This is a genomic window from Devosia sp. CN2-171 (genome assembly GCF_049354815.1).
Lineage (GTDB): Bacteria > Pseudomonadota > Alphaproteobacteria > Rhizobiales > Devosiaceae > Devosia_A.
In genome coordinates this window covers 1186218-1212723 of record NZ_CP186479.1, presented here as the reverse complement: position 1 = coordinate 1212723, position 26506 = coordinate 1186218, and the positions used below count along the sequence as shown (strand labels likewise).

General features: G+C 65.0%; 26 protein-coding genes. 16 read left to right on the top strand and 10 right to left on the bottom strand.

Annotated elements, in window-relative coordinates:
* Positions 1-296 precede the first annotated feature (296 nt).
* On the top strand, positions 297-3443 hold the full coding sequence (locus ACOYW5_RS06140; RefSeq protein WP_423068369.1) for an OmpA family protein: 3147 nt from the start codon (positions 297-299) through the stop codon (positions 3441-3443).
* Positions 3444-3570: 127 nt separating this feature from the next.
* Entirely contained in the window at positions 3571-4785 is a 1215-nt protein-coding gene (locus tag ACOYW5_RS06135; RefSeq protein ID WP_423068368.1) for a hypothetical protein, read from the top strand.
* 184 nt (positions 4786-4969) lie between these two features.
* Here ACOYW5_RS06135 and ACOYW5_RS06130 read toward each other — a convergent pair whose 3' ends face one another.
* Complete coding sequence (locus ACOYW5_RS06130; protein WP_423068367.1) at positions 4970-5911, bottom strand: alpha/beta fold hydrolase; 942 nt, start codon at positions 5909-5911, stop codon at positions 4970-4972.
* Positions 5912-5949: 38 nt separating this feature from the next.
* Positions 5950-8079 (bottom strand): lytic transglycosylase domain-containing protein, encoded by a 2130-nt coding sequence (locus tag ACOYW5_RS06125; protein ID WP_423068366.1) that lies wholly within the window; start codon positions 8077-8079, stop codon positions 5950-5952.
* Positions 8080-8369: 290 nt separating this feature from the next.
* Between ACOYW5_RS06125 and dapA the strand changes: the two genes are divergently transcribed.
* Both dapA and smpB read left to right on the top strand, forming a co-directional pair.
* A complete protein-coding gene (dapA, locus tag ACOYW5_RS06120) occupies positions 8370-9251 on the top strand; it encodes a 4-hydroxy-tetrahydrodipicolinate synthase (protein WP_423068365.1) in 882 nt (293 codons plus the stop codon).
* Between the two features lie 5 nt (positions 9252-9256).
* Entirely contained in the window at positions 9257-9739 is a 483-nt protein-coding gene (gene smpB / locus ACOYW5_RS06115) for an SsrA-binding protein SmpB (protein ID WP_423068364.1), read from the top strand.
* A 35-nt stretch (positions 9740-9774) separates the two neighbouring features.
* Here the strand turns inward: smpB and ACOYW5_RS06110 are convergent, their stop codons facing one another.
* The 4 genes from ACOYW5_RS06110 to ACOYW5_RS06095 form a co-directional block, all read right to left on the bottom strand.
* Complete coding sequence (locus ACOYW5_RS06110; RefSeq protein ID WP_423068363.1) at positions 9775-10662, bottom strand: alpha/beta hydrolase family protein; 888 nt, start codon at positions 10660-10662, stop codon at positions 9775-9777.
* A gap of 265 nt (positions 10663-10927) precedes the next feature.
* Complete coding sequence (locus ACOYW5_RS06105) at positions 10928-11947, bottom strand: FecR family protein (protein ID WP_423068362.1); 1020 nt, start codon at positions 11945-11947, stop codon at positions 10928-10930.
* 106 nt (positions 11948-12053) lie between these two features.
* Positions 12054-12725: a uracil-DNA glycosylase gene (locus ACOYW5_RS06100; RefSeq protein ID WP_423068361.1), complete on the bottom strand. Its 672-nt coding sequence runs from the start codon at positions 12723-12725 to the stop codon at positions 12054-12056.
* Between the two features lie 36 nt (positions 12726-12761).
* A complete protein-coding gene (locus ACOYW5_RS06095; RefSeq protein WP_423068360.1) occupies positions 12762-13394 on the bottom strand; it encodes an NYN domain-containing protein in 633 nt (210 codons plus the stop codon).
* Positions 13395-13738: 344 nt separating this feature from the next.
* On the opposite strand from ACOYW5_RS06095, the gene rpoZ reads away from it, so the two are divergent.
* The 9 genes from rpoZ (at position 13739) to ACOYW5_RS06050 (ending at position 21169) form a co-directional block, all read left to right on the top strand.
* A complete protein-coding gene (gene rpoZ / locus ACOYW5_RS06090) occupies positions 13739-14107 on the top strand; it encodes a DNA-directed RNA polymerase subunit omega (protein ID WP_423068359.1) in 369 nt (122 codons plus the stop codon).
* A 143-nt stretch (positions 14108-14250) separates the two neighbouring features.
* Positions 14251-16524 carry a RelA/SpoT family protein gene (locus tag ACOYW5_RS06085; RefSeq protein WP_423068358.1) on the top strand — a complete coding sequence of 758 codons (2274 nt, stop codon included), beginning with the start codon at positions 14251-14253 and terminating at the stop codon, positions 16522-16524.
* Positions 16521-17105: an orotate phosphoribosyltransferase gene (gene pyrE, locus ACOYW5_RS06080; protein WP_423068357.1), complete on the top strand. Its 585-nt coding sequence runs from the start codon at positions 16521-16523 to the stop codon at positions 17103-17105. Before ACOYW5_RS06085 ends, pyrE begins: the two co-directional genes overlap by 4 nt.
* Positions 17102-17521, top strand: a complete 420-nt coding sequence (gene acpS, locus ACOYW5_RS06075) for a holo-ACP synthase (protein ID WP_423068356.1) — start codon at positions 17102-17104, stop codon at positions 17519-17521. The genes pyrE and acpS overlap by 4 nt, the downstream gene beginning before the upstream one ends.
* A gap of 30 nt (positions 17522-17551) precedes the next feature.
* Positions 17552-18316 (top strand): signal peptidase I, encoded by a 765-nt coding sequence (gene lepB, locus ACOYW5_RS06070; protein ID WP_423068355.1) that lies wholly within the window; start codon positions 17552-17554, stop codon positions 18314-18316.
* Entirely contained in the window at positions 18316-19020 is a 705-nt protein-coding gene (gene rnc, locus ACOYW5_RS06065) for a ribonuclease III (RefSeq protein WP_423068354.1), read from the top strand. Before lepB ends, rnc begins: the two co-directional genes overlap by 1 nt.
* Positions 19017-19967, top strand: a complete 951-nt coding sequence (era, locus tag ACOYW5_RS06060; RefSeq protein ID WP_423068353.1) for a GTPase Era — start codon at positions 19017-19019, stop codon at positions 19965-19967. Before rnc ends, era begins: the two co-directional genes overlap by 4 nt.
* A gap of 6 nt (positions 19968-19973) precedes the next feature.
* On the top strand, positions 19974-20684 hold the full coding sequence (gene recO / locus ACOYW5_RS06055) for a DNA repair protein RecO (protein WP_423068352.1): 711 nt from the start codon (positions 19974-19976) through the stop codon (positions 20682-20684).
* Between the two features lie 23 nt (positions 20685-20707).
* The gene (locus ACOYW5_RS06050; protein WP_423068351.1) at positions 20708-21169 is read left to right on the top strand and encodes an SRPBCC family protein; all 462 of its coding nucleotides are present in this window, start codon (positions 20708-20710) and stop codon (positions 21167-21169) included.
* Here ACOYW5_RS06050 and ACOYW5_RS06045 read toward each other — a convergent pair.
* The 4 genes from ACOYW5_RS06045 to ACOYW5_RS06030 form a co-directional block, all read right to left on the bottom strand.
* Entirely contained in the window at positions 21166-21405 is a 240-nt protein-coding gene (locus tag ACOYW5_RS06045; protein ID WP_423068350.1) for a DUF6898 family protein, read from the bottom strand. The genes ACOYW5_RS06050 and ACOYW5_RS06045 overlap by 4 nt on opposite strands.
* A gap of 4 nt (positions 21406-21409) precedes the next feature.
* Positions 21410-22642, bottom strand: a complete 1233-nt coding sequence (locus ACOYW5_RS06040; protein ID WP_423068349.1) for a L,D-transpeptidase family protein — start codon at positions 22640-22642, stop codon at positions 21410-21412.
* 281 nt (positions 22643-22923) lie between these two features.
* Complete coding sequence (ldtR, locus tag ACOYW5_RS06035; RefSeq protein WP_423068348.1) at positions 22924-23433, bottom strand: transcriptional regulator LdtR; 510 nt, start codon at positions 23431-23433, stop codon at positions 22924-22926.
* Positions 23434-23620: 187 nt separating this feature from the next.
* Positions 23621-24007, bottom strand: coding sequence for a hypothetical protein (locus ACOYW5_RS06030; RefSeq protein ID WP_423068347.1), 387 nt, complete (start codon positions 24005-24007; stop codon positions 23621-23623).
* A 98-nt stretch (positions 24008-24105) separates the two neighbouring features.
* On the opposite strand from ACOYW5_RS06030, the gene hemB reads away from it, so the two are divergent.
* From hemB to ACOYW5_RS06015, 3 genes are all read left to right on the top strand, one after another.
* Positions 24106-25119 carry a porphobilinogen synthase gene (gene hemB, locus ACOYW5_RS06025; RefSeq protein ID WP_423068346.1) on the top strand — a complete coding sequence of 338 codons (1014 nt, stop codon included), beginning with the start codon at positions 24106-24108 and terminating at the stop codon, positions 25117-25119.
* 74 nt (positions 25120-25193) lie between these two features.
* Positions 25194-25676 carry an RDD family protein gene (locus ACOYW5_RS06020; protein ID WP_423068345.1) on the top strand — a complete coding sequence of 161 codons (483 nt, stop codon included), beginning with the start codon at positions 25194-25196 and terminating at the stop codon, positions 25674-25676.
* Between the two features lie 99 nt (positions 25677-25775).
* The gene (locus ACOYW5_RS06015; protein ID WP_423068344.1) at positions 25776-26504 is read left to right on the top strand and encodes an arginyltransferase; all 729 of its coding nucleotides are present in this window, start codon (positions 25776-25778) and stop codon (positions 26502-26504) included.
* Positions 26505-26506 lie beyond the last annotated feature (2 nt).

Below are 26506 nucleotides of genomic sequence, written 5' to 3'. Positions count from 1 at the left end.
CCACGTAGCTGTGATTGATCGGCCCGAAAAACCCCGTCGGACAAAGAGTTGGCGCACTTCTCCGATTCATTGATTGAGGCTATGGCTCGTCGGTGGCGTTGCGCGCCCGCATTCATTGACCCGGGAACGGCATGAGCATCTTTCTCAAGTGGGGCATACCCGCTTTCGTAACGGTCATCGGCGGAACCGCGGCTGCAATCGCAACGTCGGGTGCCGCGATCCCTGAGGATCTCCAAAGTCGCGCCGGGGCTGAGATCGCCAGAGGCGGAAGCTCCTGGGCTCACGTTGCTTTCGACATGCGTGACGCCGTGCTCACCGGCACGGCGACGACCCAGGCCATGATCGACGAGGCCGTGACCAAGGTTGCCGCGGTTCGCGGGGTCAGGTCGGTAACTTCGAATGTTGTCCTTGCCGAATACGCCAGCCCGTTTCCGTTCCTCGCCAGGGTGGAGGCGGGGAAGATCACCCTATCCGGCGCTCTGCCGGACGAGGCAGCTCGAGCCGAGGTCGCAGCCGCGGCGGGCGAGGGGGCTGTGGACGAGATGCGGCCCATGTCCGGGGGACCGGGGCGCGAGGTATGGCTGGCGGCAGTGGGCGAGGCGCTGGACTATGCGCGCCAGCTCGATGAAGGCGAGGTCGCTCTCGCCGACCTGACACTCACCGTCTCCGGTCGAGCCAGGTCCGGCGAGGCTTACGACGCGCTCGAGCAGCTTGCCGCGGCGCCGGCGACGGCCGGGGTCACGCTTGCATTCCACGATTTCACCCCCGCGCTTCAATCGCCCTATGAGTGGCGTGCCGAGTTCGATGGGCATCGCCTCATCCTCGCGGGCGCAGTTCCGAGCGATCCCGTCGCGGTGGAGCTCGAGGCGTTGGCGGGGGACGAGTCGGACGTTTCCAATAGCCTCGTTCTGGCATCCGGTGCTCCCGATGGCTTTCAGCAGACTGCGTCCGCGCTGGTCGAGAATTTGCTGAAGCTGGAAAGCGGTAGCGCGACGATCTCAGATGCGACATCAACTCTATCGGGGTCTCCGGCCGACCCTGCGACGGCGGAAGCCATCCGTGTCGCGATGACGCCTGGCGGCACGACGGTGACGCTGGGGCCGCCCGTGGTGGATCAGTACTGGTTCAGCGCGGAACGCTCGGGCACGGACATCGTGCTCGATGGCTTTGTCCCGGACGAGGCCTTGCGCGATCGTCTCGACGCGGCCGGCGGGGTGAACGCCGAGGGGCTGGAACTGGGACGCGGGGCGCCGGATCGTTTCGCCTCTGGCGTCGATTTCGTCATCGAGGCACTGCGCCAGATGAGCGAAGGTCGTGCGACGATCAACGGCACGTCGATCACGCTCGAGGGTCGTGCCGCGACCGTCGCGGACTTCACGAGACTCGAGACGACCCTCGATCTCGGGGCGCCGCAGGGGCTGATCCTCGCGCAATCCTCGATAAAGCCGCCGCTCGCGACCCCGTTCACGTTTGCGGTCGAGAAGACCGCAAGCGGGGCCTTCTCGGTCTCCGGCCACGTACCGAGCACCGCGGCGCGCAAGTCGGTCCTTGCCGCCATCACCGGACCGGCCGCCGACAGCACGACCATTGCCGATGGAAACCCAGTCGACTTCAGCAGTGAAGCCGTGGAGGCGATTGCCGTGCTGGCGCTGCTCGACAGCGGCAAGGTGAGCTACGACGGCGCGAGCTGGAGCCTGACGGGCGCCGTGGACACATCGGCCAAAGCGTTTGCCGCAGAGAGCGCCTTTGCGGCGACCGGCCTTCGCTCATCGGGCTGGTCCTATTCGGTCGCGCTGCCCGCAGCGACGGAAGTCGCGGCCCTGCCCGTGGTCGATCCCTATAACTGGCGCGCGCAGAAAGCCCCCGGCGGCGCGGTGACCTTCTCCGGATTCGTGCCGACGCCCCAGCTCAAGGCGTATCTCGCGGTCCATGCCGGGGAGGGCGTGGTCGATGGCACGTCGCTCGGCGCCGGTGCGCCCGAGAGCTTTGTCGCAGATGCACTTGCCGGACTTGACGCGATCCTGGCGCTCGACGAGGGCAGCGTCAGCTTTTCAGCCGGCAACTGGTCGCTGGACGGCAAGGTCGCTTCGACTGCGGGCCGTCACGCGGTCGAGGCGGTGCTGCAGCGTGGGACCGACGTCTCCACCTGGCATGTCGCCATCCAGGCCGCCGATGCGGCGCCGGTCGTGACCCCCTTTACCTGGTCGGCGACGAAGGCCGAGGACGGCACCGTTGCCCTCACGGGTTATGTGCCGACCGAGCCGTTGCGTGCGGCTCTGGCCGGTCTGGCGGGTGGCGGCGCGGCCGACCGGACGCTTGTCGGCTCGGGGGAACCCAACGGGTTCGAGGCCGATTCACAGGCGGGGCTCGCAGCGCTACTGCGGCTCAAGAGCGGCGAGCTTCGGTATGACGGCACCCATTGGTCGATTTCCGGTCAGCCGGAACAGGCAGCAGATGCCGAGACGGTGAAGGTTGCAATCGCCGGGATGTCGAACGGTGGTAGGGGCTGGACCCAGGCATTGGCCGACCCGCTCGTCGTAGCGCCTGAAGCTGCGGTGCCCGAGGTTGCTGTGGCCGAACCGGCCGAGGTCGAGGCTCCGGCGGATGAGCCAGCGGTAGAGACCGCTGTTGCACCGACTGAGGCTCCCGAGGCTCCGGACAAGACGGTCGAAAACGATGTTGCCGCGCTGACGCCGGCGCCGGAGACCAAGGTCGTTCCGCCGGCAGCGCGTAACTTCGTCTTCGATGGCAGCAAGGTGCTCGGCGGTCCCGTGACCTTCGACGGTGCCGTGCCGGCCGATGCGATGCGGAAGTTCCTTGCGGTGATCACCAAGGGCGAGCCGTCCGAAACCCTGAAGATCGACGACGGGCTGCCGGAGGACTTCATTCCCAATGCCGAGGCGGGCAGCCGGGCGCTGGCGCTGCTGGCCGATGGTGAGTTCGGGCTGGATGGCGGGCAGTGGGTCTTCACCGGCCGGGCCGAGAGCGAGGCGCAGCGCAGCGCCGCACTCGCGGAACTGGCCGCGGCGCCTGAAGCCGGCAAGTGGCAGACCGACGTCACGCTGCTGCCGCCGCTGCTGGTGTGCAAGGACAAGGTCGGCGCGTTCGCGACCCGCAACGCCATCCTGTTCCAATCGGGCAGCGCGAAGATTGCGGCGGAATCACTGCCCGCGATCGACGAGCTGGCCGGGTATCTCGCGCTCTGCGCGGAGGCCAGTGTCGAGGTAGAGGGGCACACCGATGCCGACGGAGACGACGCGGCCAACCTAGCGCTGTCCGTGTCCCGGGCCGAGGCCGTGGTGGATGCGCTGATCGAGCGGGGCGTCTCGGCTGACCGGCTCTATGCCATCGGCTATGGCGAAAGCCTGCCGATCGCCTCCAACGAGACGCGGGCCGGCAAGCAGGCCAACCGGCGCATCGCCTTCAACCTGTCGGATGAGTAACGAATGGCGATGATGCTGGGTACGTTCACTTATCTTCTGGGGTTCTACTGGCAGTTCGCAATCGGCGCGGCCCTGGTCGGGCTGGTGACGGGCTGGCTGTCGGTTACGCGGAAGGGTTGAGGGACTGATGCTCAATCCTGCCCATATCCTCGAGACGGCGTTCCTGCTGCTGGCGGCGTTCCTGATCGGCGCGGTCGTCGGCTCGCTGGCCAAGCTGCTGGTCCTCCGCCTGCGGCCGGCAAAGCCGGCAGTTGCGGCGCCAGCGACCGTAGTGACCGAGGCTGTCGTCGAGCAGCCGGCGCTCGTGGCGGCGCCGGTAATCGAGCCGACCGCAAGGCCCGCCCAGCCTGAGGCGCCGGCCGAGGTGCCGACGCCCGATTTCAGCGAGGTGGCACAGTCGATTGCGACGGCAAAGGCCGATGTCGCGCCGCTCTCCGAGATCAAGATGCCGAAGGTTACGCTGCTGCCCTCGATAGCGGCTGACGCACCCGCGCCTGCGATGGCTCCCGCGCGTGAGGCGGGCAGGGCGACGTCGGGCAAGCAGGTGACATCGCCCCGGCTAGACGACGTTGCCGCTGCGCCGGCCGCGGCGACGGGGCCAAGCGCGGATGTAATTCCGTTTCCGATCGAACGCGCAGCGCATGTGGACGAAGTGACGGCCGCGCCCGCACCCACAGCGGAATCGGCGCAGGCCGCCGATGTCGAAGTGGTCTATGAGGCGCAAGCGCCGGCCGCTGCGGTGGCCGAGACAGCGCAGCCGGAGCTCCGTGAGACCCCCGAGCCAACCGTGGTGGCTGCGGTGGTCCCCGAGCCGGTGCCGGTTGTAGCGGAGGTCGCCCCCGAGAGTGCACCTGCGGCCGAAACCGAGAAGACGCCACAGCCGGAAGCGGCCAAGGCCGACGCCAGGGCTGCGCTGCCACACGAAGACGAAACGGCAGCGATGCGGGCGATCGAGGGCACCTGGTCGCCGCGCCGGAACGCCGGGCGTCGGACCACGAAGGTGCCAGCACCCGAGGGGGTCGCCCTCGACGAAATGATGGTAGCGGACGCTCCCGCTGCTGACGAAGCGCCGGGCAAGCCCGCCGGACTCCCGGCGCCGCGCGGCGGGGTGAAGGACAATCTGACCAACGTCATCGGCGTCCTGCCGGTGATCGAGACCTCACTGAACTCGATTGGCGTCTACCACTTCGATCAGATCGGCGCGTTCAGCGACGAGAACGTCGCCTGGCTCGAGGGACATCTCGGCATACCAGGCCGCGTCGACCGTGAGCATTGGCGCGAACAGGCGCGCGAGCTGGCGGTGATTTCCGACCGTGCGCGGAAGGTGGCGGGCCAGCAGTAGGTGCCGGTTGCCTGTCGCCACCCTCACTGGGTCATTCCGGCGTAGGCCGGAATCCATCACGAGACGCAGCTGCCCGCACGGGAGCCGAGGAGACTTCAATGATGGACCCCGGCCTTCGCCGGGGTGACATCGGGCTTGGCGTGCCGACTGTGGCTCCCAGATCGATAGTTCGCGGGAATGGGCGCTATGCAGCCTTCGCGCGCCGCTTCAGCACTTTGCGGATGAACTCGGCGATCGGCTCGACGTCCTCGGGCGTGCCGAGGAGGGCAGGGGAACCCTGGCCCTCGATGACATAGCCCTCGCTGTCGCGCCGGCGGCGCAGCATTTCCTCGAAGGTTTCGCGCCGGACCTGCTCGGTCAGCTGGGTGCGCATGAGCATCAGCGGGGCGCTGCCGAGGGCGTCGTAGAGCGGCCATTGCGGCACAAGAATGTCGTCGTGCTCGAAGGTTTCCAGCATCTTGATCAGATGCGGGTCGAACAGTGCCTTCACCCGGTTGCGCTTGTCGAGATAGTGGGTCCGGGCCGCCAGCACATCGAGCAGGCCTTCGGTCGCAGCCGGATAATCGGGCGAGAGCATGCGGCGGAACATGTTGCGGAAACCGGCCTCGGAGCGGCTGCCGTCGAGATCCTTGAGGTTGTTTCTGAGCCGCACCAGGCCGCGCGGGTCGGACACTGGCCCGGAATCGACCAGCACGGCACCGGAAACGAGGGTGGGGCGCTCGGCGGCGAGGGCCATCACGACCTGCCCGCCATAGCCTTGTCCAACGAAGATGCCGCCGTCGACCGCGAGCGCCGCGAGCACCTGGATCAGGTCCAGGGCGTCGACCGTGCTGATGTAACGGGTCTTATCCCGCCGATCGGAGGAGCGGCCACGGCCCTTGAGGTCGATGAGGACCACCGGCCAGTCGGCGCTGTAGAGCCGGTGGAAATGGTTCGCGAAATCGGCGAAGTCGGCCATGTTGCGCTGGTAGCCCGGCACGCAGACGACCGGGATACGACCGATGCCGAGATGGCCCGAGATGTGGACGGCAATCTGCTCGTCCGCCGGACCCACGGTGAAGCGGGTGACCGGCAGGCTCTGAAAGCTGCGATAATCCTCGGGAACCGTGCGGGCGCGCTCGAACATGTCCGAGCGATAGCAGCCGCCGGGGCCGGCGCCAACGGTTAGGTCGGGATCTTCCTCAGGGCACTGTCGATGCTGAGGTCGTCCTTGCCGAGGCGGGCGCGGTAGACGAGGTAGTTGCCGAGCACGCGCTTCACATAGGTGCGCGTTTCCTGCACCGGGATCAGTTCGACCCAGACCACGGGGTCGATGGCCTCGGAGCGCGGATCGCCGTAGGCCTTGATCCACTTGTTCGCGTTGCCGCCGCCGGCGTTATAGGCCGCTGCAGCAAGCAGAAGCGAACCGTCGAAGCGCTCGAGTTGCGCCTTGAGATAGGTCGAGCCAAGCAGGGCGTTGTACTCGGCATCGGTGGTGAGCTTCGCCTTCGAATACGCGACCCCCAGCTTGCCGGCCGTTTCCTTCGCGGTCGCCGGCATCAGTTGCATCAGGCCGCGAGCGCCGGATGAGGAGATCGCATCGATCTGGAAGCGGCTCTCCTGCCGGGTGATGGCATAGACCGCGGCGTGATCGATGGATGCGAGCTTGGTCGCCGGCAAGCCGTCCTTGGGGAAGTTGAACAGGTCCATCGGCACGCCGCGCTTTTCCGCAGCATCGGCGATGCTGATGGCGACGTTGTGCGCCCCGAGGGCTTGGGCGAGGCGCGCCGTGAGCACCAGTTCGCCGCCATCGGTCAGGCCCTCTGCGAAGTTGCGGAGGAGAGGGATCGCCATTTCCGTGTGGCCGTTGTCGGCGAGGAGCCGAACCGCGCGCACCAGTTCGCGCTGCTCGAAGGCGGCTTCTACCGGCTCGGTGGCCGGCATGTCGCGCAACTCGAAGGACTTCTGCCCCAGCGCGCTGCGGGCGAGCTGGCCATAATAGACCGAGCCGAACTTGGCGGCGGCCTGCCAGGCAGCCTTGGCCCCTTCGGTGTCGCCAAGCTCCATCCGGGCGCGGCCGAGCCAGTAATTGGCCTGGGTGACGGAGTCGGGCAGCGTCGAATGGGTCACCATTGCCGCGAAGTGAGGCTCCGCGGCCTTGGCATCCTTGAGGAAGCTCAGCGCGATCCAGCCGGCGTGGAAGTGCGCCTCGACCTGCCGGCCTTCTGGGCCATCGCGATAGCCGTCGGCGGCTCGATAGGCGCGCTTCACTTCGCCGAGCGCGAGGAGCTGGCGGGTCAGCGTGCGGCGCTCGTACCAGACCTGGTCGGCATCGGCGACGCTGCCGCTGATCTTGTCGAAATACGTGATCGCCTGGTCCCATAGCTCGAACTGGCGGGCCCGCTGGGCCCGGCTGAACAGGTAGACCGGATTGTCGTGCATCGACGGATCGACATCATCGAGCAGCTTCTTGGCGTTCTTGGCATCGCGGGAGACCGCGTTGCGGGCGAGCGCCAGCGACTTCTGCGCGGGCGTGAGGAACTTCAGCAGCCGTACGACCCCGGTGGCACGATCATGCATCATCAGGTGCATGGTGCGGGCCCAGTGCGCCTCGTTGTCGAGCAGGCTCCCGAGCTTGCCGAGCACCCTGGTCTCGGTGGCCTTGTCGAGGAAGTTCTCGGCCCAGATCGCGCGGGCGATGCGGGCGGCGCGGGCCTTCTGACCGTCGGCGACGTAGGCCTGGGCGAGGGCAATCTGCGCTGAGATCGTGTTCGGCATGGAGCCGCCGAGTTCTGCGATGAGCGTCTTGTCGCCCACATCTGCACGAAGCAGCGACTGCTCGATGCGCGTCTTGAACACACCGGCGGTGTCGAAATCGGGGGCGGCCTTGGCGAAAGCCTTCACTGAGGCCGAGCCGATGTCGCCATCGCCGAAATAGATCGCGGCCCATTGGATGGCGTGGCGCTCGGCAGCATCGGTCAGTGTCTTCGCCACGTCGTAGGCGGCGGCGCGATCGCCTTCGGCAAGAAGCTGCAGGGCAGCACGGAACTCCGTAGAGGCGGTGGTTGCCGGAACTTCGGGCTTGGCAATCTTCGGCGCGATCGCACCGGTGGTGAATGGGTCGACGATATCAGCGACGATGGCCGGCGCGCGAACGGGCACAGCGGCTATGCGCACTGGTGCGGGCAGGGGGATGGGCGCATCTGCGTGATTATTGGCGCGTGGCAATACCGTCGGCAGCAGCGGAGCTGCAGCGACCGCGCCTACGGCGAGGATGCCAATGGCCAGGCCTTTGAGGCCTCGCGCAACAACCATAGTAACCGTCCTGTTGGTCCTCAGAACATATCCAACAAGGTGCCCCCACCCCTTGCAGTCGTAACCAAATATGCACGCTTCCCGTGAACGTTTGGTTAGCCACTCGGTCCTTGTGGGTGTGCGTCGCGCCCTCTGGCGACAGCTTGCTTGTCGCGCCGCACGAGAGAAACTATGGTGCGCGACTATGGCTACCGGATGATCCGGATGTGGCCGCATTTTGGCCATATGGCCCACAAACAAGCCCGCGACCGCCTCAGGCGGCGCACTTATCCAAGAGGAACTCACCCGAAATGTTGCGAGGCTCGATTACAGCGCTCATCACTCCGTTCGTCAACGGGGCGCTGGATGAGAAAGCCTTCAGCCATTTCGTGGATTGGCAGATCACCGAGGGTTCGCACGGCCTGGTGCCCGTCGGAACCACCGGCGAAAGCCCGACGGTGACGCATGAAGAGCATCGCCGCGTCATCGAGATCTGCGTCGAAGTGACCGCCAAGCGCGTTCCGGTGGTCGCCGGCGCTGGCTCAAACTCGACCGCCGAGGCGGTGGCGCTGACGCGCTACGCCGAGGATGTCGGGGCCGATGCGGTGCTCTCGGTCGTGCCCTACTACAACAAGCCGACCCAGGAGGGCATGTTTCAGCACTTCTCCGCCGTGGCTTCGGCGACGTCGCTGCCGATCGTGCTCTATTCCGTGCCCGGTCGTACCGTGGTCGATCTGTCGGTCGATACGATTGCGCGCCTGCGTGATGCCCATTCGAACGTGATCGGCGTCAAGGATGCGACCGCCAATATGGAGCGGGCCAGCCAGCAGCGCGCCAAGCTCGGCGCTGAGTTCATCCTGCTCTCGGGCGAGGATGTGACCGCGCTCGGCTTCAACGCGCATGGCGGCACCGGCTGCATCTCGGTGACGTCGAACGCCGCGCCGCGGCTGTGCGCGCTGTTCCAGAATGCCTGCCAGCAGGGCAACTATGCCGAAGCGCTGGCGCTGCAGGATAAGCTGCTGCCGCTGCACAAGGCGCTGTTCCTCGAGAACAATCCGGGCGGCATCAAATACGCGGCGTCTAGGCTCGGCCTCTGCCGCAACGAGTTCCGCCTGCCGGTGGTGCCGGTCAGCAGGGCCAACGAGCAGGCCATCGACGCGGCCTTGCAGCACGCCGGCTTGTTGCCCAACTAAGCATCATGGCCAAGACACCTGGAAAACCCGCGACGATCTCGGTGGGGCCCGTCGCGGAGAACCGCCGGGCCCGCTACGACTATGAGATCGAGGACACACTCGAAGCCGGCATCGTGCTGACCGGCTCCGAGGTGAAGTCGCTGCGCCAGGGCAAGGCGCAGATCACCGAGAGCTACGCCTCGCCCGAGCGCGGCGAACTGTGGTTGATCAACGCGCATATCCCAGAATTCCTGCAGGCCAACCGCTTCAACCACGAGGAAAAGCGGCCGCGGAAACTGCTGGTGAACAAGAAGCAGCTGGCCAAGTTGAGCCAGGATGTCGAGCGCGCCGGCAATACCATCGTGCCGCTGAAACTCTACTTCAACGACCAGGGCCGCGCGAAGCTGCTGATCGGAGTCGGCAAGGGCAAGAAGAGCTTCGATAAGCGCGAAACCGAGAAGAACCGCGACTGGAACCGCGAGAAATCGCGGCTGATGAAGCACGGATGATGGCTGCCCCGACCTGAGTCGGGGCAGCGCTACGCTCAGAGGTTTTCGCTGAAGAACTTCGCGAACGAGCTTTCGACGAGCGCGCTGACGTCCGGCTGATCGCTGTAGAAGCCGTAGCCGTGGTCGGCTTCGGGGACGAGGACGATCGAGGCGGCCGGGTAGGCGGCGACCACGGCTTCGTTCTCTTCCGGCTTGATCACCACGTCCTTGTCGCCGTGGACGACGAGCATGGCGCCCTTGTAGGCGCTGATCGTGTCGAGCGGGCTCGAGACGAGCAGCTCGTCGAACCACTTCTTGCTGAGCTGCTGCTGCTGGCCGTACTGGGTCGTGTAGTCCGCATAGCCTTTGTCGCTCGAGGCCTCGGCGTAGAGCCGCTCATACTCGGCCTCGGAGCCGGCGAAGAACAGCAGCAGGCCCTTGCCCGGCTTGGCGGACGGGGCAAGGAGACCCACGGCCTTGTACGGGTTGTCTGCGGACTCGCCGATCGTCAGGGCGATACGGCCACCCATGCTGTAGCCGAGGATGCCGAGTCGGGCGGGATCAGCCGGGTAGTTGGCGAGGAGATAGGCAAGGCTGGCGTTCGAATCCGAGATCATATTGCTTAGATAGCCTTCGGTGAACGGCTCCTTGCTGTCGCCGGTGCCGGGGAAATCCATGCGGATGGTGAGAATGCCGGCATCCGCCAGCGCCTTGGCGAGACGGGCGAAGCCGCCGCCTTCCTGCCGGCCGCCACCGTGGCCGTGATTCATCACCACGGCGGGAAATGGCCCCTCGCCATCGGGGATCACGACTGTTGCGGGAACGGCGCGAGCGCCATTCATCACGGTGACTTCGGCGACGGTTTCGGCCTGTGCTGTGGAGCCGAGGGCGAAGCCCAGTGAGGCGGCGATGAACAGTGCCATTCCGGCCCTGGCGATTTGCATGCGAGACATCCCTGTGAAGAAGCAAGAGCGGGATGGTCTGTCAGGCTGCGGTCCGCTGTCAACGCTGGCACGGGGTGCGACGGCGGATGGCAGCATTGCGTCGCCATGCGCAAAGAGGACGGAGGCCTTCCGGGTCCTCCGTCCTCCGCAACCGACGCTTGGTGGATGCGATTCAGTCGCCCAAACAGTTCCCGCTCAGCGACGGTGAGACGCAATGGGGACCTTGGTCCCTAGTGCCGGTATAAGCTTGGAGAAGGCCCATTTACTATGGGTTGCCGTTGGCGCCGTTGCCGTTGCCACCGGCGTTGCCGTTGCCGTTCTTGTCGCCCTTGTCGGCTTTATCGCCCTTATCGGGCTTGTTGCCGCCATGTCCCGGATTGCCCTGCTCGGTGGGGCCTTCGGAGCCCTCGCCGCCATTGCCGATGCCGTTATTGCCCTTCGGAGCCTGGGGTTCCTCCTCGTTGCCCGGAGGAGGTGGGGGAGGTGGTGGTGGCGGCGGCGGCGGAGGGGGTGGTGGTGGTGGAGGAGGCGGCGGCGGCGGCGGTGGTGGCGGTGGGTCGATGATCGCCACGGGCAACTTGGCCGGAATGCCCTGCGCGGTCTGGATTGGGGCGGCGCAGCGAGCTGGCCGTTCCACGCGAAACTCGCGCAGCAGGCGGGCCTGCGAGGCGACATAGGGGAAGCTGGAGGAGGCGACCTTCTGGCGATCGGCCTCGCGGCTGAGGAGCTTCGCATCGCGCTTCGAGGTCAGCTGAGCCACCTCGCAGCGGCGTGTGAGGACGACGCACTCCCCGGTGGTGGGGCAGAGCTCGACCCCGCCCTCGAACAGGATGACGCTGGTCAGGCCGGTGCCGCGCTCGACGGTGAAGTCGAACTCCGTGCCGCGCACACCCATCGTGCCGGTCGGCGTCGCGATCGAATAGGCGTTCTTGTCGCCCTTGCCGGTGATGAAGCGGAACGTGCCAGCCAGCGCGTTGACGGCGAACTTCTGCGACGCGGTGTCGCCGCGCATGAGATAGCGCTCGATGACGAGGCTCGAGCCGCGGCCAATAACCAGGTGCGTCTCGTCGGAGAAGACGATTTGCACCTCGCCATTGCTGCCGGTGATGATCGTCTCGCCTTCACGCAGCTCGGTGCCGCGCATCAAGGTTAAGCGGTCGGAACCGAAGCCGCCGGTGGCTTCGGGACGTACTTCCGCGACCGTGCCAAGTTGATCCTGGCCCGCCGCAGGCAGGACCAGAAGGGACAGAGCCAGGACGACATAAATCAGCCACGGCACGCGCATGAACACCTGCTCTCGGGTGGCCCCCGAAAGGCAGATTAACACTCCGTTTACTTGACATATCAAGCAGTCGTAGCGGTCTACGCCAACAAAAACTGCAAAAACCGACCTAAGTCGCCATTGCCCGGGCCGCGCGGCCGACAACGTCTTCGAACATCTGCGTCGTCAGGACGCCGGTGTTTGTGTTGTAGCGGGAGCAGTGGTAGCTGTCGAAGAGCGTGGCTCCGCTGCTCAGCCGGTGCTCGGCGCCATGGGCGAAGGGGTAGGCGCTGCGCTTCTCGCCGAGCGTCGTCAGCAGCGAGTCATGCGCGATGCGGCCGAGCGCCAGGTAGCCGCGCGGGGCGTGAACCTCGATGCTGGCGGTGAGGAAGGCGCGGCAGGTCTTGATCTCTTCGGGCGTCGGTTTGTTCTGCGGCGGAACGCAGCGGACGGCGTTGACGATCAGCACGCCCTGGAGCGCCAGCCCGTCATCGGGCCGCTGCTGGTAGTGACCGGTGGCGAGGCCGAACTTTTCGAGCGTTGCATAGAGCAGGTCGCCGGCATAGTCGCCGGTGAAGGGGCGGCCCGTGCGGTTGGCCCCCTTCAGCCCAGGAGCGAGCCCGACGATCATCAGGCCGGGACGCGGATCGCCCCAGTTGGGCACCGGTGCGTTGAAGAAATCGGGATAAGCGCGCTGGTTGTCATGGCGAAACGCCACGAGACGGGGACAGCGCGGGCAGTCATGCGGCGGATTGGTATTGGGCAACAAGGCAACCGGTGGGCAACAACAAGACTTGAGCATGCCTTGTTTCAGCGAAACGAGGAATGCTCAAGGGCCTCAGCTGCCCTTGGGGTCCACGGTTGCCATTGGCCGGTCGATCTGACGTTCAGCCTGGCGCTCGGCGCTGTGCGTGCGATCGACCTGACCGGTACGATCGACCGGCGGCACCCGGCCGACGGTCTTGGCCAGTTCGGCGACATCGAGGAAGAAATCGGCCTGGCGGCGGAGCTCGTCCGAGATCATCGGGGTCGGGGTGGTCAGCGTTGAAACCACGGTCACGCGCTTGCCCTTGCGCTGCAGCGCGGCAACGAGCGCGGTGAAGTCGCCGTCGCCCGAGAACAGCACGAGGTGATCGTAGTACTGGCTCATCTCGAGGGCATCGACAGTAAGCTCGATGTCCATGTTGCCCTTGATCTTCCGGCGCCCGGCGGCGTCGGTGAATTCCTTCGCCGGCTTGGTGACGACGGTGAAGCCGTTATAGTCCAGCCAGTCGATGAGCGGACGGATGGAGGAGTACTCCTGGTCCTCGACCAGCGCGGTATAGTAGTACGCACGGAGCAGGTAGGATTTGGCTTGGAATTCCGCGAGCAGGCGCCGATAGTCGATGTCGATGCCGACGGCCTTGCTGGTGGCGTAAAGATTCGCGCCGTCGATGAAGAGCACGACCTTTTCGCGCGGATCAATTGTCATGACAGTTCTCCTGACCGGGCGGCCGGCCTCTCAGGCTGCCCGGCATCAATATCCTGGTGGCTACGCGTATGGTCGAAGGGTAGCCGATTTAAGGCGCCGCTGCTGCCTAAGTTCGGAACAAAGGCTTAATCCCGGGAATTTGCAATCAGATTCAAAGTGGACGCCTGAGGTCCATTTTATTGCACCGACAGCAAGGCCTTGTTCCATCAGGCGAAACGCCAGCGGCCACCGGGGCCGGAATCTGTGAGAAACACGGTCGTGTGTCACACGGCTGAAAAACTTGTGCGAGGTGGCAGTGTCGTGTATGAGGGCCCCTTGATCCCCACAATTACCTGGAGACGTACGTGGCCCGCGTCACCGTCGAAGACTGCATTGAGAAGGTGAACAACCGGTTCGACCTGATCCTGATGGCTGCACACCGCGCACGCATGATCGCTGCCGGCTCGCAGATCACGGTTAGCCGCGACAACGACAAGAACCCCGTCGTTGCGCTGCGCGAAATCGGTGACGGCGCCATCTCGCCGGAAGACCTGCACGAGGACCTGATCCACTCGATGCAGAAGTATGTCGAGGTCGACGAGCCCGAAAAGCACGCCGCCCCGCTGCTCGACGCCAACGCGGACGAGGACGGCGACACCTTCGACACGATCTCGGAAGACGAACTGCTGCGCGGCATCGAAAGCCTCGCTCCGCCAGAGCGTCGCGACGATTGATCGCCTGCTGATCTCGCATATATAGTCTTGAGGCGTCGGGCGTTTCCGCCCGGCGCCTTTTTTGTTTGCGTGATCGCTAATCGCGGTCCCGCGACCGGTAGAACCAGCCGACAAGGCCGGGCCGCCGAGGAGTGCGGCACCCCATGATGCGTCAGTATGAACTCGTCGAACGGGTGCAGGCCTACAACCCGAACACCGACGAGGCGCTGCTCAACAAGGCCTATGTCTATGCCATGCAGAAACATGGCACGCAGAAGCGCGCTTCCGGCGATCCGTACTTCGCCCACCCGCTCGAAGTCGCTGCCATTCTCACCGACCTCAAGCTCGATGACGCCTCCATCGCCGTGGCGCTGCTGCACGACACCATCGAGGACACCGACGCCACGCGCGCCGAGATCGACCAGATGTTCGGCCCCGAGATCGGCTCCATCGTCGACGGCCTGACCAAGATCGATCGGCTGCAACTGGTGACGCGTGAGGAGGCGCAGGCGGAGAACCTGCGCAAGCTCCTCCTCGCGATTTCGGCCGACGTGCGTGTGCTGCTCGTGAAGCTGGCCGACCGGCTGCACAACATGCGCACGCTCGATTTCATGCGCGAGGACAAGCGTAAGCGCATCGCCACCGAGACCATGGACATCTATGCGCCGCTCGCCGGGCGCATGGGCATGCAGGGCATGCGCCAGGAGCTCGAGGACCTCGCCTTCAAGCACCTGCAGCCCGAGCACTACAAGGCGATCACATCCCGTCTCGATGAGATGAAGGCGGAATTCGCCGACACCATCAACACCATCAAGACCGAGCTCGCCGACAAGCTGAAGAGCGAGGGGATCGAGGCGCGCGTCTCGGCACGGGTGAAGTCGCCCTGGTCGATCTACACCAAGATCGAGCGCAAGCAGATCGCCCTGGAACAGCTCTCGGACATGATCGGCTTCCGCGTCATCGTGCCGACCATCCCCGACTGCTACCGCGCGCTCGGCATCGTGCACACGAACTGGAAGGTCGTGCCGGGCCGGTTCAAGGACTACATTTCGGTCCCCAAGCACAACGACTACCGCTCGATCCACACCACGATCGTGGGGGTAGGGCGGCAGCGCGCCGAACTGCAGATCCGCACCGAGGAGATGCACCGGATCGCCGAACTCGGCATCGCCGCGCATGCGCTCTACAAGGAGGGCGCGACCGACATCCACAAGATCGAGAATGAATCGAAGGCCTTCGTCTGGCTGCGCTCGACCATCGAGCATCTCACGGCCGGCGCTTCGACTGAGGATTTCCTCGAATACACCAAGCTCGAGCTGTTCCAGGACCAGGTCTTCTGCTTCACGCCGCGCGGGCGCCTGATCGCGCTGCCGCGTGGGGCGACGCCGATCGATTTCGCCTATGCGCTGCACACCGATATCGGCGACACCGCGGTGGGCGCCAAGATCAACGGCCAGATCGTGCCGCTGGTGACGCAGCTGCGCTCCGGTGACGAAATCGAGATCATCCGCGACCAGAACCACCTGCCGCCCTCGAACTGGGAGACCATCGCGGCGACCGGCAAGGCGCGCGCCGCCATCCGCCGCGCCGTCCGCCTGCAGCAGCAGCAGCGTGCCTACGCCATGGGTGAGCATGTGCTCTCGATCCTGCTCGAACGCGAGGGCGTGCTGCTCGACGATACGGAGTTCAAGCACCTCGCTGAGGCGCTTGGGCAGCCCGGCAAGAAGGAGCTGATGGTCTCGCTGGGAGAAGGCAAGATCTCCGGCGAGGACCTAGATACGCAGGTGATGGAGGTAAAGGGCATCAAGCGGCGGCGAAAAAAGATCGACCTGCCGGCCCCCGACAAGGCCGAGGGCTGGTTCGCGCTGCGGGGGACCGACCTGTTCCGGTTCCGCGTGCCGGGCAATCCGCGCTCGGGCCCCAGTGCCAAGGCGGCGCTGAAGCAGCTCGATTTCAATACGCGGGTCGAAGTCTCGCCCGAGGGCGTTGTGCCCGGCGACCGGCTGGTGGGCATCATGGAGCCCGACCGGCCCATCGAGATTTACCCGATCCACTCGGATGCGCTGTCCGAGCTCTACGACCAAGACGTCGCGTGGATCGATGTGCGCTGGGACATCGTCGGCCGCGAGGACCGCGACCATAAATGCGTGATCTCGATGCAGGCGCAGAACAAGCCCGGATCGCTGGCCCAGATTTCGACGGTGATTGCGGCCTGCGAGGCCAACATCCATAATCTGGTCATGCGCATGGAGTCGCCGGACTTCCACCGCTTCATCTTCCTGATCGAAGTGCGGGACCTGGCGCAGCTGACCGATGTGCTCAATTCACTCAAGCTCGCGCCCGGCATCTCCGATGTTCAGCGCGCGACGGTGGCAGAGGCACGTGCGCTCGAGCGCATCGACTGGAACGCACCCCAACGGCAAAAGGAGCCCGCGTGAACACCGAAGAAGTCCTGGACCTTTTCCGCGAGAGCGGGGCGCTGCTCGAAGGCCATTTCATCCTGTCATCGGGCCTGCGCTCGCCGATCTTCCTGCAGAAGGCGCGGGTGTTCATGTATCCGGCCAAGGTCGAAAAGCTCTGCCGGGCCCTGGCCGCCAAGATCCGTGAGACCGGCTATGGCGATGTGAGCCAGATCGTTTCGCCGGCGGTGGGCGGGATCATTCCGGGTTACGAGACGGCGCGGCACCTGGGCGTGCCGGCGATCTACACCGAGCGCGTCAACGGTGTTTTCGAACTGCGCCGCGGCTTCGAGCTGCAGCCGGGCGAGAAGGTGATCGTGGTCGAGGATATCGTCTCGACCGGCGTCTCCATCCGCGAATGCATCGAGGCGATCCGGAAGACCGGCGCCAATGTCGTGGCCGCTGCGTGCCTGATCGACCGCTCGGCCGGAGAGGCCGAGGTCGGCGTGCCGCTGGTCTCGCTGGTGCAGTACAAGGTGCCGGCCTATCCGGCCGACGCCCTGCCGCCGGAACTGGCGGCGATACCGGCGGTCAAGCCGGGGTCGAGGGGGTTGTCGTGATCATCGGGCTGGGCAACGACCTCTGCGATATCTCCCGCGTCGAAAAGACTTTGGCGAGATACGGCGACCGCTTCACGCATCGCTGCTTCACCGAGATCGAGCGGCAGAAGTCGGACCGCCGCGCACAGCGCGCGGCCTCCTACGCCAAGCGTTTCGCGGCCAAGGAAGCGTGCTCCAAGGCGCTCGGAACCGGCCTTAGTTTCGGCGTTTATTGGCGCGACATGGGCGTGGTAAACCTCCCCTCGGGCAAGCCGACGATGAAGTTGACCAACGGCGCCGCCCGTGTGCTGGAACGCCTTGTCCCAGCCGGCATGAAGCCTCATATCCACCTGACCATTACCGACGACGGCGGCATGGCGCAGGCATTCGTCATCATCGAAGCCCTGCCGATTGACCAGGCGGCGGCCCTCCAATAACCACTTGGCCCACTGGGCTAGAGGCAACCAATGAGCCAGACTGTGTCGAAAGCCGAAATCAAGGCCGGCAAGAAGAAGAACGAGCTGCTGGAGACGATCATTGTCATCGTCGAGGCGCTGATCATTGCGCTCATCTTCCGCAGCTTCCTCTATCAGCCGTTTTCGATTCCGACCGCATCGATGCAGCAGACGCTGATGATTGGCGACTATTTCCTCGCCAACAAGTGGGCCTGGGGCTTCGGGAAGTATTCCTTCCCGATTGCTATCCCGTTCAACGGACGAATCCTCGGCAACGCGCCCAATCGCGGTGACGTCGCGGTGTTCCGCAACGAGATTACCAACGAAGACTACATCAAGCGCGTCATCGGCCTGCCGGGCGACACTATCCAGATGCGCGAAGGCCGGCTCTATATCAACGGCACCATCGTCGAGCGCGAAAAGACGGGGATGGCCAAGGACACCGATAGCTACATGACCACGGTGGACGTCACGGTCTACACCGAGACGCTGCCAAACGGGGTCAAGCACACGATCCAGGAAATCTCGGACGACGAGAGCCTCGACAACACGCCGGAATATGTCGTGCCCGCCGGCCACTATTTCATGATGGGCGACAACCGCGACCGCTCGGCCGACAGCCGCGTGCTGAGCCAGGTGGGCTACGTGCCGCTGGACAATTTCATCGGCAAGGCCGAGGCACGCTTCTTCTCGATCAAGAACAACCTGCCGCCGTGGCAGCTGTGGGAATGGCCGGCGAACGTGCGGTGGGACCGCATGTTCCAGTCCGTGAACTGATGGCCAAGGGGCGTTCGCACGACAAGCTGCAGGCACGGCTGGGATATCGCTTCGCCGACCCGGACCTGCTCGATCGTGCGCTCACCCACTCCAGTGCCGTCTCGCCGGGCAAGCGCATCGAGCGCTCATACCAGCGGCTGGAATTCCTGGGCGACCGGGTGCTCGGCCTCGTGGTCGCGGACATGCTCTACCGCCGCATGCCGAAATCGAACGAAGGCGAACTCAGCCGCTCGTTGAATACGTTGGTGCGCAAGGAGACCTGCGCGGCCATTGCCCGCCAGCTCGATCTGGGTGCGGAGCTCAACCTCGGCGAGAGTGAAGCCCGGACCGGCGGCGCCAACAAGGATGCGATCCTCGGCGACGTCGCCGAAGCCGTGATCGGGGCCGTGTTCATCGATGGCGGCCTCGGGCAGGCCTACGAGATCGTCGAGCGGCTGTTCGGCGAGCAGCTCGACCAGTCCGGCACCGCGCGCGCCGACCCCAAGACGACACTGCAGGAGTGGGCGCAGGGCCGGGGCCTGGAACCACCTGTTTATGCCGAGATCGAGCGGACCGGGCCGGACCACGCTCCCGAATTCACCATTGCCGTGCGGCTTGGCAGTTACGAGGCCATCAATGCGACCGGCCCATCCAAGAAGCTGGCCGAACACAAGGCCGCCGAGGCTTTCCTGATCCGCGAGAAAGTCTGGCGCGACACGATATGACCGACAAGAACGAAATGCCCGATGCGGCCGAGCTGCCCGTTGCCGGCGAAAACACCCGCTGCGGCTTCGTCGCGCTGGTTGGCGCGCCCAACGCAGGCAAGTCGACGCTGCTCAATTCCCTCGTTGGCACCAAGGTGTCGATCGTCACCCACAAGGCGCAGACGACGCGCTCCATGATCCGTGGCGTCGTGACCGAGGGCGACGGGCAGATCGTCTTCATCGACACGCCCGGGATCTTCGCGCCCAAGCGCCGGCTCGACCGGGCGATGGTGGAGGCCGCTTGGACGGGGGCAGGGGACGCCGATCTCGTCGCGCTGATCGTCGATGCCGAGCGCGGGCTGACGACGGAGATCGAGGCGCTGATCGCAGGCCTCGAGAAGGTGCCGCACGACAAGGTGCTGGTGCTGAACAAGGTCGACCTGATCAAGCCGGAAAAACTGCTGGCGCTGTCCGAGACGATTAACGGCAAGCTGCGGTTCCAGCAGACCTTCATGATCTCGGCGCTCACCGGTAGCGGCGTGAACGATTTCCTCAACTGGGCGCTGAAGCGCATCCCGCTCGGCCCCTGGCACTTCCCCGAGGACCAGCTCACCGACCTGACGTTGCAGATCACCGCCGCCGAAGTGACCCGAGAGAAGCTGTTCCTCCGCGTCCACGACGAGATCCCCTACAACGCCACGGTCGAGGGGGAGAAGTTCACCATCAACAAGGACGGCTCGTATCGCATCGACCAGGTCATCTACGTGACGCGCGATACGCACAAGAAGATCGTGCTCGGCGCTGGCGGCCAGACCATCAAGGCGATCGGTGCGGACTCCCGCCGGGAGCTGATGGAGATCTTCGAGGTGCCGGTGCACCTGTTCCTCTTCGTCAAGGTCCGCGAGAAGTGGGGCGACGACCCCGAGCGCTACCGCGAGATGGGGCTGGAATACCCGCACGAGAAGTAATCTCCGATGCAATGGGACGGTGAGGGCCTGATCATCGGCGTCCGGCGGCACGGCGAGACCAGCGTCATCGCCGAGGTGATGGTGGCGGGCCGGGGCCGGTGTCTTGGCCTGGTCCGCGGCGGCCGATCGCCAAAACTGTCGGCGACCCTCCAGCCGGGGAATACCGTGCAGGTGAACTGGCGCGCCCGTCTGGAGGAACATCTCGGCACATTCCAGCTTGAACTGCTCGAGGCGCGGGCGGCCGCACTGATCTCCGATCGGCTGCGGCTCTACGCCAGCCAGTTGGTCTGCGAACACCTGCACCTGTTGCCCGAGCGGGATCCACATGACCGGCTGTTAGGGATGGCCGAGCGGATCATGGCGCAGGAGAGCATCCCCTCCGCGCTGGGGGCGACAGTTGCCCGCTTCGAGTTGGGCCTGCTCGAGGAACTGGGTTTCGGCCTCGATCTCACCAGCTGCGCGGCGACTGGCAGCACGCGCGATCTCACGCACGTCTCGCCGAAATCGGGCCGCGCCGTGAGCCGCGCCGCGGCTGAGCCATACCTGTCGCGGCTGTTGCGTTTGCCGCCATTTCTCATCGGAGACACCGAGCCCGGACCGGGGGACGTCGCCGATGCCTTCAAGCTGACGAGCTATTTCCTCGACACGCATGTCTGGATGCCGCGCCAGCTCGATCAGCCGGCTGTTCGGGATACATTCGTGGGGCTGGTGAGTTAGGCCTGTCGTCAAGGAGATGATCGATGAGGCGTGCGGACACAGCATCGAGGATCATTGCGGCACCGGCGCACGCGATCTATCAGGCGCTGGTCGATGGCGAGGCACTGGTCACCTGGCTGCCGCCCGACACCATGACGGGCGAACTGCTGGAGTTCGAGCCGCGACCTGGTGGCCCCTTCCGGATGGTGCTGCGCTATGCCGAGGGCGGCCACGGCAAGACGACCGATGACACGGACATGATGAATGCTGAATTCGCGGAGCTGGTCCCCGACCAGCGGGTGGTCTGGCTGGTGACCTTCAAGAGCGACGACCTGGCCTTCGCCGGCACGATGCGCATGGTGTGGGATCTCGAGCCGGCGGCCGAAGGGACGCGTGTCATCATCCTCGCCGAGGATGTGCCCGAGGGCATCAACAAGGAAGATCACGACGCCGGGCTGCGGTCGTCGCTGGCAAATCTGGCGCGGTTCGTCGGGGACCGGTCCTAGGCGTACTTGCCCGGGCGCACGGTGGGGCCAGCCGGTGGCTCGGGCGGAAGACCGAGCTTGTGGCGGAGTTTTGCGAGCGCCAGGCGCTGCATCTGGGCCTGGCCGAGCTGGAGCGGGCAGATCACCACGACTTCGGTGCCGCTCGCCTCGTCGATGGCAGCGACGCGCATCTGCTGGCCCAACTGGGTCAACTCGAAAAGAACGCGGCCGGACTGACGATTGTCGGGCCCGGCCATCGCATCAGCCTTCGGAGAAGCTCACGACGCCCTGGGCGTCGAACTGATAGACGTCGTCGCGGAAGCTCACGGTGCCCTGCCGATTGGCCCAGGCGGTAATGTAGGTGGTGTGGATCGGCACCTGCACGTCGAGCTTGATGTCTTCGCGCATGCCCTGCTGCCAGGCGGCCATGACGCTCTCCGGGGTCCAGCCGCCGCCATTGTCGCGCAGCAACCAGGCCACCAGTTCCTCGATGTTCTCGCAGCGCATGCAGCCCGAGGAGTGGAAGCGGGCGTTCTCGCCGAACAGGGCCTTCTGCGGCGTGTCGTGCATGTACACGTCGTACTTGTTGTAGAAGTCGATCTTGCAGTGGCCCATCGAGTTCTCGCCACCCGGATCCTGCCGGAAGGTGTACTTCACGGCGTCGTTGGTCGACCAGTCGATCTGCGTCGGCGAAATCTCGTTGCCATTGCCATCGAAGATGCGGATCTTGAACTTGGCCAGGTACTCCGGATCCTCGTTCATGTACTTGATCATATCCTTCTCGATGATGCTCTTGGGCACCGTCCAGTACGGATTGAACTTCACCTGGAAGATCTTGGAATTGAGGATCGGCGTGGCGCGGTCGACCTTGCCCACCACCGAATTGTGCCGCTGCACGACCTGCGCCCCCTCGACGGCTTCGACCGTCGCGGCGGGGATGTTCACGGCCACATAGCGGTCGGTGAGCGCCGAAGCCCACTGGTCGATGCGCTGGGCATTGAGGCGGAGCTGGTTGAGGCGGTAATCGGCGGGCACCGAGAGCGCATAGAACGTGGCTTCGTCGACCTGGCCGCTGATGACCAGGCCGTGACGGGCCTGGAACAGGCGTACGGCGGCGTCAAGCTTGGCGTCGAACTCGTCGTCGACGCGCTTCTCGAGCTCCATGTCGCCGTTGATCATCAGCCGGCGCTTGAGCAGCGCGGCGGCGCGGCGCGAGTCGCCGAGCTTGAGCCCGAAAGTCTCGCGCACCGGCGGTTCCCAGCTGCCATTGGCCTGGATGAAGGCCTCGTAGTTCTGGATGGCGAGCTGTAGGTTGTACGACGTGTCGTAGCTGAGGATCGGCTCGATAGTGTCGACAAGGCTTTTCGCCGTCGCGGTGGCGCCTTCGCGGTCAACCGATTTGAGGCGCTGCTCCTTGTTGAACATCTCCCAGAAGGAATTGTCCTCGGCCCGCACGATGGACGGCATGGCCAGCCCAGCGCCAACAGTCGCCATGGAAGTCAGCAGTTTACGTCTCGTCAGCCGCATCAAGTCACCAGCAGTCGCATGTGTCTCAGTTCCGCTCCTCATAGCACCGGCCCATCGAGGCACCAACGCAGGTCAAGCAGCTGTGAACCGCCAGCACTTTGCGCTCGGAATCGAGGGGCTTGCAGTGGCCGAGGAGCGAACCTGCAATTGGTCCGATGCATAGCCGAATTTAGGGCACAAATAAGAAACGCCGGCTTAAGGCCGGCGTTTGCTGAATCCGGTGTGGCGCAGATGCCACACTGGATTGATCAGAGCTTGTAGAGGATCTGGTCGACCCAGAAGCGCTCCAGGCGCCCGAGTGCCTTGTTGAGGCCCTCGAAGGCTTCGTTGTTCAGCCCGCCGACCTTCTCGATCGACTTGAGGTGGCGGTCATAGAGCTCGTCGATCACCTCGGCGACTTCTTCGCCCTTGGGCGTCAGGCGGATGCGGACCGAGCGGCGGTCCGAACGCGAGCGCTCCTGGAAGATGTAGCCGGTCTCGACCAGTTTCTTGAGATTGTACGAGACGTTCGAGCCAAGATAGTAGCCACGTGAGCGGAGCTCGCCGGCGGTCATCTCGGCGTCGCCGATGTTGAACATCAGCAGCGCCTGGACGGGGTTGATATCGTCCCAGCCCATCCGATCGAACTCGTCCTTGATCAGATCGAGCAGTCGACGATGCAGCCGTTCAACCCGGCTGACCGCTTCGAGATAGAGCGGCTTCAGCCCTACTGTCTCTTCCGGGACCATTGCCTCTGCGGCGTTGGATTTGATTGCCATTTGTGCCTCACTGTCTGTCGTCATGCGCGATTTCTTCGCGTCTCATAGGCCTCAAGTTACGGGGGCCCAAATAAGATGGGCTTAAGCCGTAGACTTAAAACTATCTTACGGAAAAAGTTCAGGATTTTGGCTTTACGGAACGTAACCACAGGTCAGAAAATTGTAACCTGAATGTTTCGTATACGGCCTAATCGTGGGCCTGGCGGCGGGTGCGGAAGTTGAGGAACATCAGCACCGCGAGGCTACCTAGGATGAGCAGCCGGAGGGCAAAGCCGAAGGCATCGATCCGCACTTCGCGCACGCCCGCAAGGTAGAGCGCCAGCTCGACCAGCGTCGCCCCAGCGAGCAGTACCGTGCCCCAGCTGGCGCGGATCCAGAGACCAACCGCGGCGAAGAGACGAGCGACACAGAACACGGCGAGATAGGTGAAGCCGGCGGCCCCGAGCTGGGTGATCGGGCTCTGGGCGCCGGTGGACACGCCAAGCAGCCGCGCGGCGTCGCCGAGCCCGAGCAGCAGCGCGATGATCGCGATGATGCGGAGGTAGCGGCCGGCAAGTTCGCTCTTGAAGTCCATGCCGTTGGATAACCCGGATGCCCCCATGCGACAAGCGCGAGCCTTGGCGCGGGCGCGTGCTGCCTGCTAGAAGCGCGCCCATCGAACGGAGCATCCCGATGAGCAGTAACTGGCCCAGGCACGACATGAGCTTTCTCGGCGGCCGGCGCCAGCGACGGCTGCGGCGCACTGACTGGATGCGCAACATGGTGCGGGAGACGGTGCTCACCCCGCACGACTTCATCCTGCCGATCTTCGTCGAAGCCGGGACCAACACGCGCAGCCAGATCAGGACCATGCCGGGCGTCGAACGCGTCAGCGTCGATCTGGCGGTGGAAGTGGCGCGCGCCGCGGCGGCCGAGGGGATTCCGGCGCTGGCCATTTTCCCCAATACCGAGGATGGCCGCCGCAACGAGAGCGGCACCGAGGCCTTCAACCCGGACAACCTGACGGCCCGCGCCTTGCGCGCCATCAAGGACAAGGTGCCTGGGATCGGGCTGATCACCGACGTGGCGCTCGACGAGTATTCGTCCGATGGCCAGGACGGGCTGGTCCGCGATGGCGAAATCCTCAACGACGAAACGGTCGAGGTGATGGTAAAGGCCGCGCTGATGCAGGCGAGGGCAGGGGCCGACATCATCGCGCCGTCCGACATGATGGACGGCCGTGTCGCGGCGATCCGCGCGGCGCTCGACGACGAGGGCTTCGAGCAGGTCGCGATGATGAGCTATTCGGCCAAGTTCGCCTCGGCCTTTTATGGGCCGTTCCGTGAAGCGGTAGGCTCGGGCAGCCGGCTCAAGGGTGACAAGCGGACCTATCAGCTGGATTTCGCCAATACCGACGAGGCCATGCGCGAGGTCGAGCAGGACATCGCCGAGGGCGCCGACATGGTGATGGTGAAGCCCGGCATGCCCTATCTCGATATCGTGCGCCGCGTGCGCGACGAGTTCGACGTGCCGGTGTTCGCCTACCAAGTGTCGGGCGAGTACGCGATGCTGAAGCTGGCCGGGCAGGCGGGCGCCATCAATGGCGAGGCGGCGATGATGGAGAGCCTGATCGCCTTCAAGCGCGCCGGCTGCGACGGCGTGCTCACCTATTTTGCCCTCGAAGCGGCACGGAAGCTGAACGGCTGATCGGTTTTTTCTGTCGACCACTTGCGTGGGGACACAAGGTCCCCATCTTTTCCCTCATGACCGAGGGCCAAGCCATGAGCGACCACCTTCCCGATCCGAGTACCGCACCCGAGCTGTTCGAGGGCGTTTTGCTGCGCCGGGCGTTTGCCTGGCTGATCGACTGCGTGATCATCGCGGGCATCACCATCGCGGCGCTGATCGTCGGGCTGGTGTTGGGCGTAGTGACGCTCGGGCTGGGCCTCTTGGCGCTGCCGATTATCATTCCGGTCGCGATCCTTGGCTACTATGCCGCAACGTTGGGCTCGCCGATGCGTGCGACGGTGGGAATGCAGGCGATGGATATCGTCCTGACCCCCGTGCGCGGCACGCCGCTCAATGGCTGGGCCATCCTCATCCACCCGATCCTGTTCTGGCTGACGGTGTGGATCAGCTGGCCGTTCTCGATCCTCTTCGCGCTATTCACCCCGCGCCAGCAGATGCTCCACGACCTCGTCGTGGGCACGCTGATGCTGCGCCGCTCGCCTATGCAGCGGTTCTGGCGCGCCCGCTCCGCCTGACTTGGCGCGCCCGCAGGGCGTCGCAGTGGAGCCGCTGCGACGGCCATTGCCGACGCGAGTCCTCGCGCATAGACTGACAGGGTCCCTCGCAGGCCCTCAATGACCGATCAGACGCCCGAGAACACCCAGCTTTTCCTTACGGCGGCTATGCCTTGCCCGTATCTGCCGGGCCGTCAGGAACGGAAGCTCTTCACGCACCTGACCGGCCGCCGCGCCGCGTCGCTTCACCATCTGTTGAGCGACAACGGCTTCCGCCGCAGCCAGAACCTGATTTACCGGCCGGCCTGCGACGGGTGCTCGGCCTGCCAGTCGGTCCGTATCGTCGCGCAGGAGTTTGCGCCCAACAAGCGCTACAAGCGCGTACTGCGCCTCAACTCCGACATCGCCGTCGAGGTCTGCCAGCCGCGGGCGACAGCCGAGCAGTTCGCCCTGTTCAAGCGCTACCTCGACGCTCGCCACGCCGGCGGCGGCATGACGCAGATGAGCTTCGTCGACTATGAGTACATGGTCGAGGATACCCCGGTGCAGACCGTGGTGGTCGAATACCGGCTATCCACCGTACCCGGGCGTCCGCTCGTCGCCGTGGCGCTGACCGACGTGATGCCGGACGGGCTCTCGATGGTCTACAGCTTCTACGATCCCGACCTCGATCACCGCGGTCTCGGGAACCTGTTGATCCTCGACCACATCCAGCAGGTGAAGCTCGCCGGGCTCACCTATGTCTACCTCGGCTACTGGGTGAAGGATTCGCCCAAGATGGCCTACAAGGGCCGCTTCCACCCGCTCGAGGTGCAACGCGGCCCACTCGGGTGGCGACGCCTGGAGTGAGG

Excerpts from the sequence above, each read along its gene's own strand:
- ACOYW5_RS06140 (WP_423068369.1), top strand. The coding sequence starts at position 297 with ATGCGTGACGCCGTGCTCACCGGCACGGCGACGACCCAGGCCATGATC.
- ACOYW5_RS06135 (WP_423068368.1), top strand. The coding sequence starts at position 3,571 with ATGCTCAATCCTGCCCATATCCTCGAGACGGCGTTCCTGCTGCTGGCG.
- ACOYW5_RS06130 (WP_423068367.1), bottom strand. The coding sequence starts at position 5,911 with ATGTTCGAGCGCGCCCGCACGGTTCCCGAGGATTATCGCAGCTTTCAG.
- ACOYW5_RS06125 (WP_423068366.1), bottom strand. The coding sequence starts at position 8,079 with ATGGTTGTTGCGCGAGGCCTCAAAGGCCTGGCCATTGGCATCCTCGCC.
- dapA (WP_423068365.1), top strand. The coding sequence starts at position 8,370 with ATGTTGCGAGGCTCGATTACAGCGCTCATCACTCCGTTCGTCAACGGG.
- smpB (WP_423068364.1), top strand. The coding sequence starts at position 9,257 with ATGGCCAAGACACCTGGAAAACCCGCGACGATCTCGGTGGGGCCCGTC.
- ACOYW5_RS06110 (WP_423068363.1), bottom strand. The coding sequence starts at position 10,662 with ATGCAAATCGCCAGGGCCGGAATGGCACTGTTCATCGCCGCCTCACTG.
- ACOYW5_RS06105 (WP_423068362.1), bottom strand. The coding sequence starts at position 11,947 with ATGCGCGTGCCGTGGCTGATTTATGTCGTCCTGGCTCTGTCCCTTCTG.
- ACOYW5_RS06100 (WP_423068361.1), bottom strand. The coding sequence starts at position 12,725 with ATGCTCAAGTCTTGTTGTTGCCCACCGGTTGCCTTGTTGCCCAATACC.
- ACOYW5_RS06095 (WP_423068360.1), bottom strand. The coding sequence starts at position 13,394 with ATGACAATTGATCCGCGCGAAAAGGTCGTGCTCTTCATCGACGGCGCG.
- ACOYW5_RS06085 (WP_423068358.1), top strand. The coding sequence starts at position 14,251 with ATGATGCGTCAGTATGAACTCGTCGAACGGGTGCAGGCCTACAACCCG.
- lepB (WP_423068355.1), top strand. The coding sequence starts at position 17,552 with ATGAGCCAGACTGTGTCGAAAGCCGAAATCAAGGCCGGCAAGAAGAAG.
- rnc (WP_423068354.1), top strand. The coding sequence starts at position 18,316 with ATGGCCAAGGGGCGTTCGCACGACAAGCTGCAGGCACGGCTGGGATAT.
- era (WP_423068353.1), top strand. The coding sequence starts at position 19,017 with ATGACCGACAAGAACGAAATGCCCGATGCGGCCGAGCTGCCCGTTGCC.
- recO (WP_423068352.1), top strand. The coding sequence starts at position 19,974 with ATGCAATGGGACGGTGAGGGCCTGATCATCGGCGTCCGGCGGCACGGC.
- ACOYW5_RS06050 (WP_423068351.1), top strand. The coding sequence starts at position 20,708 with ATGAGGCGTGCGGACACAGCATCGAGGATCATTGCGGCACCGGCGCAC.
- ACOYW5_RS06045 (WP_423068350.1), bottom strand. The coding sequence starts at position 21,405 with ATGGCCGGGCCCGACAATCGTCAGTCCGGCCGCGTTCTTTTCGAGTTG.
- ACOYW5_RS06040 (WP_423068349.1), bottom strand. The coding sequence starts at position 22,642 with ATGGCGACTGTTGGCGCTGGGCTGGCCATGCCGTCCATCGTGCGGGCC.
- ldtR (WP_423068348.1), bottom strand. The coding sequence starts at position 23,433 with ATGGCAATCAAATCCAACGCCGCAGAGGCAATGGTCCCGGAAGAGACA.
- ACOYW5_RS06030 (WP_423068347.1), bottom strand. The coding sequence starts at position 24,007 with ATGGACTTCAAGAGCGAACTTGCCGGCCGCTACCTCCGCATCATCGCG.
- hemB (WP_423068346.1), top strand. The coding sequence starts at position 24,106 with ATGAGCAGTAACTGGCCCAGGCACGACATGAGCTTTCTCGGCGGCCGG.
- ACOYW5_RS06020 (WP_423068345.1), top strand. The coding sequence starts at position 25,194 with ATGAGCGACCACCTTCCCGATCCGAGTACCGCACCCGAGCTGTTCGAG.
- ACOYW5_RS06015 (WP_423068344.1), top strand. The coding sequence starts at position 25,776 with ATGACCGATCAGACGCCCGAGAACACCCAGCTTTTCCTTACGGCGGCT.